Here is a 10174-nt window from a genome sequence, read left to right on the forward strand (position 1 = left end):
ACTTTCACGCAGGCAAAGCCGCCCGCCAGGCTGGCAAACCGTGCAGGATCACCGATGGCCGCATGTCCGGCAAATCACGCCGCGAATGGTATGAAGGCTGGAACTTTCAAGACGCTTATCTGCGCGGCCAGCCCGACCCCGAGCTGGTCACTCAAAACGAAAACTTCTTCGCGGATCTCCGCGCTGAATTGAGAGGAGCCAGGGCATGAACCTCACGCACGGAGAAGAGAAGAAAGAGCGGCGGCAGCGCCTCATGCTCGGACTCGCGATTCTGGCTGCCACGCGTGTACCTGACAGGCGCTACACCCTGGATGAAATCGCCGCCTACTGCGGCTGCCCACGCAGCACCATTTCAATGATCGAATGGGATGCCATCAAGAAGCTCAAAAGGCGTGCCCGCAGCTGGAAATTCCAACAGCTCAGAGAGGAAGTGCAGCCATGAGCCTCCCCACCCAACTCATCATCGCAGACGTGCTAGAGAGGACGCCCCTGACCATGCTGGGGAATCTTCCGTGCCCCTTCTGTGGCGGGATCAACCTCTCCAATATCCGCGCTAAAAAGGGTTCCAAGACCTCGTGGATTGAATGCGAAACCTGCGGAGCTACAGGCCCGCAGTCCGCCCGTGCTGTCACAGAAGCACACTGGAACAAGCGTGCTTTCGGTCCCGAGATCTTCATCCGTCCCGCTGACCTCGATCGAATCATGAAAATCGTGGAGGCATCCAAGTCATGAGCCCAAGCCAGCGCAAAGCCTACTTTGCCCGCCTGTGGCCGGATGCCTGCAAAGCCCAGGGCTGGAACCCCAAGGATGAAGAGCGCCGCCGTGATGTGACGCATGCCGCCACAGGGCAGGAGAGCACCAGCAAGCTCACCCAAAAGCAGATCACCCTCTTGTTTAACAAGCTGGCCTGGCTGGCAGATCCTCACAACTTCGAGAAAGCCTTTGCCGATGCGAATCCTGAGATCGCCCTGGCCAATGACCAGCGCGGCAACGTCATCTGGCGCATTGAGAAAGCAGCCGATGAAAAGGGGTTCAATTCGGTGTACCTCGACAAGGCAGCAGAGCACAAATGCCGCGTCCACAACGTCAGGAGCTGGCGTGATTTCCCCCTGAAGGAGCTGATCAACTTCAGCAAGACCATTGCCGCCCGCCAAGGCAATAAAAAGCCCGTGCAGGAAGCCTGCACGGGCGGGGTAGCTGAGGATAACATCCCGTTTTGAGCCTACGCTGCCAACGGCAGCGCCTGAGCAGCTGATGCGCGCTTCCAGCGCCGCCGAATGATCAGCTCGCCAAAGGTGGCATCAGGCCGCGTGCGCCTGTTCACGGCCCCGGAATTGGTCACCACCGGGCGGATGTCATGCCCCCGGAACAAGGCGCGGTTTTCAGGCGTATCATTCACCGTGACAAGCCAGTCTCCCTGCAGGCCTGCCACGGCCTGGGCAAAGCCCTCCATGCGCTCCTGATCCCAGGCCGCGTAGGTGTCCACTTCACCCACCGTGTAAGGAGGATCGCAGAACCAGAACGTACCCGGGGAGTCGTAATTCTTGAACAGGCGCTCGTAGGAGATGTTTTCCACGGCCACCTTGTCCAGGCGGGCGTTCAAAGCCCTCAGCTTGTCCAGCACAGCAGCGCGGCTGGGCTGGGCATGCGACCTGCAGACAGCGAAGGAATTGCCGGTGCCGCCAAAGCTCAGCCGGTTGCGCAGCAGGTATCTGGCAGCCTGCTGCAGGCCGGTTAGACCAGGCTGGGCAATCAGCGCCTCCACGAAGATCGTGTGAGGGCGTATCAGGGGCAGCAGCTGCGTGAGTAGCCTGGTTTTACCGCCAGGCCAGCGGAGGGGTGGTTTGGTTGTCATGGCACAGCCACCGACACGGCAAACTTGCCACCGTTCAAACCCCGTGCACAGTCTTTGCACGCCCCCGGCAAGCGCCTTGCCGGAAGCCCTGCCAATGCTCAAACCTCTGTCAAAATCCCCGTTTAAGCCTCGGATCTGCTCAAACCAGTGCTGGAACGCTAGAATGCCCTGGAACCCTTGATTTCCGGCCTATCCCGCCGATTCCCGCCTTTTCCCGGCTCGCTCAAACCCCCTGTCAGATCCCGCTTTCTGAAGCTGAAGCTCAAGTTCACACCGAAAGCCGAGCTCGATCACGACTAAGGCCAGACCTGTCTACGGAACAAGCATGCAGTCACTGGCTCCCGAAGAACGCGACAGCGTCGTGGAGTGCGGTGGCAGAGATGCACGGCGCAAGCCTGCATCGGCGACACCGCTTTTCGTCAGCCGGACGCGCGGTCTCAGGCCCCTCATCCTCCTTCACCAGCTCGAAAGCGGCGTCGCGCCCAGGCTTGCCGCCGCACTCCAAGACGCTTCGCGCCATCGCCTCCATTTGTCCTGCTCCGCGCCTCTGGCTCACCTTCTTTCGCGATGCCCTGAAATTAAAAAATGCGTTCATTTTGACCAACGTATCGTTCTCAGGCATTCATTGTTCCCCACCTTTTTCGACTCTCAATGCGCATCCTGCACCTCACCCCCGGCACCGGCAATTTCCACTGCGGAAGCTGCCTGCGTGACCATGCGCTGATCAAGGCCCTGCGCGTGCGCGGCCATGACGCGCTCATGGCGCCGCTGTACCTGCCGCTGGTCACGGACCGTGAGTTTGGCTCGCAGGAGCTGCCCGTGCAGATCGGCGGCATCTCGTTGTTTTTGCAGCAGAAGTTCACCTGGTTTCACAAGCTGCCGCGCTTCTTCCACAACTGGATCAACAAGCCCGACTTCCTCCGCAGAGCCTCCAAGCGCATGGGCATGACCAGCGCCAAGGTGCTCGGAGAAATGACCCTCGGCGCGCTCCTCGGCGCCGAAGGCCGCCAGTGGGGCGAATGGCACAAGCTCCTCGAATGGATCCGCGGCCATGGGAAGTTTGATGTCATCTCCCTGTCCAACAGCCTGCTTACCGGTCTGGCGCCCGCATTGGAAAAAGAACTGGGCATTCCCGTCGTCTGCTCGCTCCAGGGAGAAGACAGCTTCCTGGACACCCTGCCGGAACCCTACCGCGCCCAGTGCTGGGAGGCCATGCAGCGGAATGCACGAAGCGTTCGCACCTTCATCGCCCCCAGCCGCTACTACGCCGACCTGATGCGCGAGCGCCTGGATGCAAGCGCCGCACAGATGAAAGTGATGCCCAATGGCATCGACACCACCGCCTTCACCACCTCTTCTCCCGACCCGAACTGGCCCACGATCGGTTACTTTGCCCGCATGATTCACGGCAAGGGTCTCACCACCCTCGTCGATGCCTTCATCGATCTGGCCAAACGCGGCACCGTGCCACGCGTGAAGCTGCGCATCGGCGGAGCCAAGACACCCATCGACGAAAAATATGTGGCCGGCCTCCAGCGCAAGATCAAGGCAGCCGGGCTGGAAAAACGCGTGGAGTGGCACCCCAATGTCAGCTTCAAAGACAAGGTGCATTTCTTCCACGACCTCACCGTCTTCAGCGTTCCCGCCACCTACGGCGAAGCCTTCGGGCTGTACGTCATTGAGGCCGCCTCCAGCGGTGTCCCCGTGGTGCAGCCCGACCATGGCGCCTTCCCCGAACTCATCGCCGCCACCGAAGGCGGCGTGCTCTGCAAGCCCGATGACGCCAAGGCGCTGGCCGATGCCCTCGAAGCCCTGCTCAACGACGATGAGCAGCGCGAAAAGCTCTCCAAAAACGGAATTTCCCGCGTCCGCCAGGAATTCAGTGCCACCCGCATGGCCGAGCGCTTCGAAGCAATGCTGCAGGAAGCCGTGGCCACAACCCAAGCCGTGCGTTGACCCTGCCCTTCTCCGCTCCAATGTTCGTCCGCCCATGACTTCCATCACCTTTGGCGAGGCCGTCCGGCGCTCGATTCAAAAAGACCCCCGCTACCACCCGGCCGCCTATGAACTGGTGCGCGATGCGCTGCACATGGCCGCCAAAAAATTCCGCGATGAGAACGCCGAAGACCAGCACGTCAGTGGTCAGGAACTGCTCGCAGGTTTCCGCGACTATGTGATCCAGGAATACGGCCCCATGTCCACCATCATCCTCGACCAATGGGGCCTCCGTCGCGGCGAAGATGTGGGCAACATCGTCTACAATCTGATCGACTGCGGCTACTTCGGCAAAAATGACGGAGACAGTCTCGAAGACTTCTCTGGCGGCTACGACTTCGAGCTCGCCTTTACCACCCCTTTCCTCCCTGCCTCGCTGCGTGAAGAGCGCGAGAAAAAATCCTCATGAAAAAAGTTCTCGCCCGTGCTGCGTCTGCCAAAGCAACCGCTCTTTCCGTCCCCTCCCTGGATGCCAGCGTTACCACATTGCCCAATGGCCTGGAGGTCATCGTCCGGGAAGACCATGCTCACCCGCTCGTCAGCGTGCAGGTGTGGATCAAGGCGGGCAGCATGCATGAGGAGCAGCACACCGGCGCAGGCATCGCGCATTGCGTGGAGCACATGCTTTTCAAAGGCACGGAGAAGCGCAACCCGGCGCAGATTTCCCAGGGCATTCAGGCACTGGGCGGCTACGTCAACGCCTACACTTCCTTCAACCGCACGGTGTACTGGATCGACGGCCTCGCCGAGCACGCGGACGGCTATCTCGACATCCTCGCGGACATGATCCGTCATTCGAAATTCGATGCCGATGAACTCACACGCGAAAAAGAAGTCATCCGCCGTGAGATGGCCATGGATAACGACGACCCCGGCAGCACGATCCAGCATCTGATGCAGGCCACCGCCTTCCGCCAGCATCCGCTCCGCCACCCCATCATCGGTCATCGCGAAGTCTTCGATCAGATCACCCGTGCCGATGTGCACGGCTTCGTGCAGCGTCACTACGTGCCCAACAATGCCTTCATCGTCATCGCTGGGGATGTCGATACCGCCGCTGTGCTGGAAACGGTGCGCAGCTTCTTTGGCGACTGGCAGCGCCGTGCTTTTGATCCCGTGCTGCTGCCCGCCGAACCGCCCCAGCATGGCAGCCGCTCCGCCGCCAAAAACTTCACCACCGAGCTCACGCGCATCGCCCTCGGCTGGCAGATCCCCGGAGAAAACCATGCGGACAAACCAGCGCTCGATGTACTGGCCTTCCTGCTGGGATCCGGCCGCAGCTCACGCCTCTATCAGGAACTGCGCGAGAAACGCAGCCTCGCCCATTACGTCTGGGCCGGTGCCTGGTGCGCACCGGAAGTGGGCCTCTTCAGTGTCGAGGCCGAATGCAATCCCGCCGATGCTGACAAGCTGAAGAAGGGCATGCTCGAAGTCATTGCCACCCTGAAAAAAACAGGACCGGGCCGCGCCGAGCTCCAGAAGGCCGTTTGCGCCACGCTCAGCGGCCAGATGCGCACGCTGAGCACCGTCAAAGGCCAGGCAGGCAGTCTTGGCAACGGCTGGCTGCTCTCCGGCTCGCTCGACTACCAGCGTCAGTTCCTCAACGCCATCTCCGCACTCACGCCGGATGTCATCCGCGATGCCGCTCGCCGCTACCTGACCCCGGAAGCGATGAGCACCGTGGTCGTGGGCGATGATGTCGAGGCTGACACCAAGGCCAAATCCACCGCCGACTCTGCACGGCCAGACATCCAGCGCTTCAAACTCAAAAACGGCCTCATCCTTCTTGTGGGAGAGAATCCACGCCTGCCTCTCATCAGCGTGCGCACCAACTTCCTCGCCGGTGTTTTGGCCGAAACCGACCTCTCCGCCGGCGTGACGCAGATCTCCGCGCAGATGCTGCTCAAAGGCACCAAGAAACGTGCTGCGGAGGAGATCGCCTCCGAACTCGAAAATCGCGGCGGCAGCCTCATCTGCTCTGCGGACGCGCACCGCTACATGATCGGTGCAGATGTCATGCGAGGCGATGAAGCCGACGCGCTCGACCTCGTGGCCGATCTCATCCTCAATCCTGCCCTGCCCCAGGCCCAGTTGGCCGAGGTGAAAAAGCGCCAGATCGCCAACATCCTCGAAGAGAAGGAAGACCCGCTCACCGTCGCCATGCGCAAAGCACGGCGTGAGATCTTTGCCGGCCAGCCCTTTCACCGCACCGCACTCGGCACCGAGCAATCTGTGGCCGCTCTCAAGCTCACCGACTGCCGCGCCATGCTGCATGCCAGCTTTGCCACCGGCAACGGCGTCATCTCCGTCTTTGGCGATGTGAAGGCCTCTGTGATCAAAGCGCAGGTGGAAAAAGCCTTCGCCAAACTGCCACGCGGCAACCGCCAGATCGCCATGGGCCGTGAGTACCATGCCAGCGCCAAACCCGCCGCCTGGACCGAACATCTCGACAAAGAGCAGGCCGTCATCGTCGTCGGCTTCCGCACCGTCGGCCTTGAAGATCGTGACGTGCATGCGCTCAATCTCATTGATGAAGCCTGCAGCGACATGGGCAGCCGTTTGTTCAACCGCATCCGCGAAGAGCTCGGCCTCGCCTACTATGTCGGCGCACAAAACTTCGCCGCCATGGGGGCGGGTGCGTTCTATTTCTACGTCGGCACGGATCCCAAGAAAGTGAAGCTCGCCGAGAAGGAGCTCATGGCGCAGATCAATGACCTCGCTGACAACGGCCTGCATGCCGATGAGATTGACCGCGCACGCGTCACGTGGCGTTCCTCCTGGCTGCGTGCCCAGCAGGGCAACACCGGCATGGCGGACGTCTGCGCATGGAATGAAATCAACGGCCTCGGCTGGGATCATTTCCAGAAGCTCCCCGGCATCATGGCCGACATCAGTTCCAAGGAGATTCAGCGCGTCGCAGCGAAGTACTTCGGCGAGAAGAAAGCCTTCATCGTGCGCGTGCTGCCAAAGTAGCACAAGCCTCCGGCTTGTGCGCCTGTCAGCGCATTTCATTCACATCCGCTGCATCGTGTGTGAGCCATGGCCCTCTGCCAGCGCTCACGCCAATTTCCACCGCAGATGAAGGGTCATGCCCGCCCTTGGAAATTAATTTTAATTTTCTGAATCTCCCCGCCAAACTTGGCCCGACGGCTGCTCTATCAGTCACTCAGTTGGGGCGCAAGCTTCACAAATATTTCTCGGGTTCGCCTGAGGAAACACACAACGAGCTGGGGAGTCGCTTCATGGTTGGGACTCCTTGGTCACCTAAAGGCCCGGAAGGATTTTGGTTGGGTCCTTCCGGGCCGAGTTGTTTTCAGACACCGGGTGGGAGGAGGATTAGCAGTCCCCCACTGATTGGCTGCCTTCAAATTCCTTTTGTGACGCGGTCCCATACTTTCTGACCGGGAATTTGTTTAATCAGCAGAAAATGCGCAGGTCTGGCCCGCTGGCTGCTCTATCAAACACTCAGTTGGGGCGCAAGCTTCACAAACATTTCTCGGGTTCGCCTGAGGAAACACACAACGAGCTGGAGAGTCACTTCATGGTTGGGACTCTCTGGTCACCTAAAGGCCCGGGAGAATTTTGGTTGGGTTCTCCCGGGCCGAGTTGTTTTCAGGCGGCGGCAAGACCGCCGCCGCCGAGAGATCCGATTTTGACCATTGCAAATCAGGCCCTTCGTGGCTCATTCCCCTCCCTACCAACCCACTATGAAATCAATCGCACCGACTCTTGCCGCTCTCGTCATCACGTTTGCTGGTCTGACCGGAACAACCTCTGCCCAAACCGTGAGTGACGCCAAACCAGTGAAAATCGTGATGGAGACCTCCAAAGGCACCATCGAACTCGAACTCGACGCCGCCAAGGCCCCCATCTCTGTCGCTAATTTTGTGAAGTATGTGAAGAAAGGCTTCTATGACGGCCTGATCTTCCACCGCGTGATCCCTGACTTCATGGTGCAGGGCGGCGGCTTCACCCCCGACATGCAGCAGAAGGAGCCGGACGGCCAGATCGAGAACGAAGCCAAGAACGGCCTCAAGAACGTCAAAGGCACCCTGGCCATGGCCCGCACGCCCAACCCACACAGCGCCAGCTCGCAGTTCTTCATCAACCTGAAGGACAACAGCTTCCTCGACTATCCTGGTCAGGATGGCTGGGGCTACTGCGTGTTCGGCAAGGTGAGCAAAGGCATGGAAGTCGTTGATGCCATGGCCGCCGTCGCCACCGGTCGCAAAGGCCCCCACGGTGACGTTCCAGTGGAACCAATCATCATCAAGAGCGCCAAGATCGCTGAGTAATCAGCGTCAGCTCTTCACCGCCAAACTTCAATGCCAGCCGGGAAACCGGCTGGCATTTTTCTTTTAGCACGATGGATACTCCTGCTGCAAACAGGCAGGCAGATTCTCTGAAGTACGACTGACACTCCTGTCTGTCGGCCAGCGCCTTCGCACGCTCCCCTCTCCTACGTCCCCCCCCCAAACCGACTGAACAGCCCGGAGGCGCACTCGAACAACTCGTGAACTTTGGCCCATGTCGGAGCGCTGATCAACGGGCAGGAGCGCCCATCGTACTATCACATGAACTTCTTCACGCGGTCATGCACGTCAGATTCGAGCCGCCTCACGTAGTTCGTGGCGTACTCGACCGGACACATCTTGTCGTCCTTCGTCAGCGGCGTCAGATCCATCGCAAAAGTTAAGAGGCTGGTCTTGTCCGTGGTGTGGGAGTCAAAGTAGGTCGCGTTGGCATGGCGCAGGCCTTCTTCGGCCAGGTCATAGCGTTTGCCGCCGCTGATCTGCGAATCAAACACCCCGAGCAGCGGGCGCAGCATGTGCGGGTGCTTGTCCACCCAGAGCATCTCTTTGTCCTCCGCGAGGAGCCAGTCGAGCTTGCGCCAGACTTCGCAGCCATAGACTTTCTCAGGGCGCATTTCCGGCGGCAGCTCGCGGATGGCTTCGAGGCAGCGCAGAAAGGTGGCCACATGCGTGTCATGCCTGTCACAGGGATTGTGAAGATAGAGAAACTTCGGCTGGGCATGCTCCAAGACGAATTTCAAATCCTCCACAGCTGGCGCGTGCCTCGGCTTTTTGATGTCATCACTCGGATAGCCGAGCTGCACCATGAAGCTGTACTCGCCCACGTAGGCCGCCTTGCGCTGCTCAATGAGGCGCACCTTCTGCATCTCCTCATCCGTGTAGGATTCATACGGGCCTTTGCGCGGGCTGCCCGCACCATCGGTGACCACCACGCCGCCGAACCACTGGGATTTGTGATGGAAACACTCGGTGATGCCATGATACGCGGCAATTTCCAAGTCGTCCTGATGGGAAACGATGCCCAAGTGCGTCACACGGCGCAGCGCGGTCCACGGTTCAGTTTCGTCAGGAATGTAAAGGTCGTGTTTAGGATGTCGAAATTGCACAGGAATGTGACCATGCACTGCATCGACAGGAGTGCAAAGAGCATTACTGGCCTCGTGCCTAACGTCTGGACAAAGGCCCCTGCCACGCCATGATCGCCGCTCAATTCAACCAACCCAGCCGCCCTTTCTCATGAGCTTCATTTCCCAAATTTCCGAAGACCTCAAAAATGCCATGCGTGCCAAGGACACCGTGGCCCTCAACGTCATCCGCAATCTGAAGTCCGCCCTCAAGTACGCCGCCATTGAAAAACTCGGCGCGGATGGTGAACTCGGCGACACCGATGCCCTGGCCGTGGTGCGCAAGGAGATCAAAAAACTGCAGGATTCCGTGGATGGCGCCGAGAAAGCCGGCCGCCCGGAAGCGGTGGAAGCCGCCAAGGCCGAAATCGCCGTGCTGGAAAAATACCTCCCTGCCGCCATGAGCACAGAAGAACTGGGCAAGCTCGTCGAAACCGTCATCGCCGAACTTGGCGCCACCTCCAAGAAGGACATGGGCGGCGTGATGAAGGCGCTGCAGGAACGCGTTGCAGGCCGCGCCGACAGCAAGTCGATTTCCACCGAAGTCGCCAAACGTCTCGCTTAAACCGGTGACTGCCCCGCCGCGCACCGTTTCAATGATTCACCGGCCTTCATGACCTCCGCCATCATCGTTGCCGCAGGCAGCAGCCGGCGCATGGGCTTCAACAAGCTCCTGGCGCCTCTGTCCGGCGTGCCTGTGCTCAGGCGCACCTTGGATGCATTTCAGGCCTGCGATATCATTGATGAAATCCTCGTGGTCACCAGCGAGGCCCTGCGCCCGGAGATCGAAGCCTGGCGCTCCAGCGGTCTCGGCAAAATCACCCAGATCATCATCGGCGGTGCTGAACGCCATCTCTCCGTGCATGCCGGTCTGCAGGCCTTGGATC

Annotated in this window: 12 protein-coding genes; 10 read left to right on the forward strand and 2 right to left on the reverse strand. The window is 60.0% G+C overall.

Going from position 1 to position 10174, the window contains the following annotated elements:
* The 4 genes from WAW39_RS23365 to WAW39_RS23380 form a co-directional block, all read left to right on the forward strand.
* Nucleotides 1-209, forward strand: a 209-nt coding sequence (locus WAW39_RS23365; protein ID WP_422321569.1) for a hypothetical protein, incomplete at its 5' end; no start/stop codon positions are given.
* On the forward strand, nt 206-442 hold the full coding sequence (locus tag WAW39_RS23370) for a sigma factor-like helix-turn-helix DNA-binding protein (protein WP_422321570.1): 237 nt from the start codon (nt 206-208) through the stop codon (nt 440-442). The genes WAW39_RS23365 and WAW39_RS23370, both read left to right, overlap by 4 nt.
* Nucleotides 439-732 carry a Lar family restriction alleviation protein gene (locus WAW39_RS23375; protein ID WP_422321571.1) on the forward strand — a complete coding sequence of 98 codons (294 nt, stop codon included), beginning with the start codon at nt 439-441 and terminating at the stop codon, nt 730-732. The genes WAW39_RS23370 and WAW39_RS23375 overlap by 4 nt, the downstream gene beginning before the upstream one ends.
* The gene (locus tag WAW39_RS23380; protein ID WP_422321572.1) at nt 729-1220 is read left to right on the forward strand and encodes a hypothetical protein; all 492 of its coding nucleotides are present in this window, start codon (nt 729-731) and stop codon (nt 1218-1220) included. The genes WAW39_RS23375 and WAW39_RS23380 overlap by 4 nt, the downstream gene beginning before the upstream one ends.
* 2 nt (nt 1221-1222) lie before the next feature.
* On the opposite strand, the gene WAW39_RS23385 is transcribed toward WAW39_RS23380, so the two are convergent.
* Entirely contained in the window at nt 1223-1855 is a 633-nt protein-coding gene (locus WAW39_RS23385) for a DNA adenine methylase (RefSeq protein ID WP_422321573.1), read from the reverse strand.
* A gap of 651 nt (nt 1856-2506) precedes the next feature.
* Here WAW39_RS23385 and WAW39_RS23390 point away from each other — a divergent pair.
* The 4 genes from WAW39_RS23390 to WAW39_RS23405 all read left to right on the forward strand — a co-directional run bounded on the left by WAW39_RS23390 (nt 2507) and on the right by WAW39_RS23405 (nt 8145).
* Nucleotides 2507-3811, forward strand: a complete 1305-nt coding sequence (locus WAW39_RS23390; RefSeq protein ID WP_422321574.1) for a glycosyltransferase family 4 protein — start codon at nt 2507-2509, stop codon at nt 3809-3811.
* A gap of 34 nt (nt 3812-3845) precedes the next feature.
* A complete protein-coding gene (locus tag WAW39_RS23395; protein WP_422321575.1) occupies nt 3846-4259 on the forward strand; it encodes a Minf_1886 family protein in 414 nt (137 codons plus the stop codon).
* Nucleotides 4256-6823: a M16 family metallopeptidase gene (locus WAW39_RS23400; protein ID WP_422321576.1), complete on the forward strand. Its 2568-nt coding sequence runs from the start codon at nt 4256-4258 to the stop codon at nt 6821-6823. Before WAW39_RS23395 ends, WAW39_RS23400 begins: the two co-directional genes overlap by 4 nt.
* A gap of 830 nt (nt 6824-7653) precedes the next feature.
* A complete protein-coding gene (locus WAW39_RS23405) occupies nt 7654-8145 on the forward strand; it encodes a peptidylprolyl isomerase (protein WP_422321580.1) in 492 nt (163 codons plus the stop codon).
* A 275-nt stretch (nt 8146-8420) separates the two neighbouring features.
* On the opposite strand, the gene WAW39_RS23410 is transcribed toward WAW39_RS23405, so the two are convergent.
* Nucleotides 8421-9269, reverse strand: coding sequence for a PIG-L deacetylase family protein (locus tag WAW39_RS23410; RefSeq protein WP_422321577.1), 849 nt, complete (start codon nt 9267-9269; stop codon nt 8421-8423).
* A gap of 130 nt (nt 9270-9399) precedes the next feature.
* Here WAW39_RS23410 and WAW39_RS23415 point away from each other — a divergent pair, with 130 nt between their 5' ends.
* Both WAW39_RS23415 and WAW39_RS23420 read left to right on the forward strand, forming a co-directional pair.
* Nucleotides 9400-9852: a GatB/YqeY domain-containing protein gene (locus WAW39_RS23415; protein WP_422321578.1), complete on the forward strand. Its 453-nt coding sequence runs from the start codon at nt 9400-9402 to the stop codon at nt 9850-9852.
* A 48-nt stretch (nt 9853-9900) separates the two neighbouring features.
* Nucleotides 9901-10174: IspD/TarI family cytidylyltransferase (locus WAW39_RS23420; protein WP_422321579.1), on the forward strand; the 274-nt coding region annotated here is incomplete at its 3' end.

This window comes from Prosthecobacter sp. (genome assembly GCF_049294395.1).
Taxonomy (GTDB): Bacteria; Verrucomicrobiota; Verrucomicrobiia; order Verrucomicrobiales; family Verrucomicrobiaceae; genus Prosthecobacter.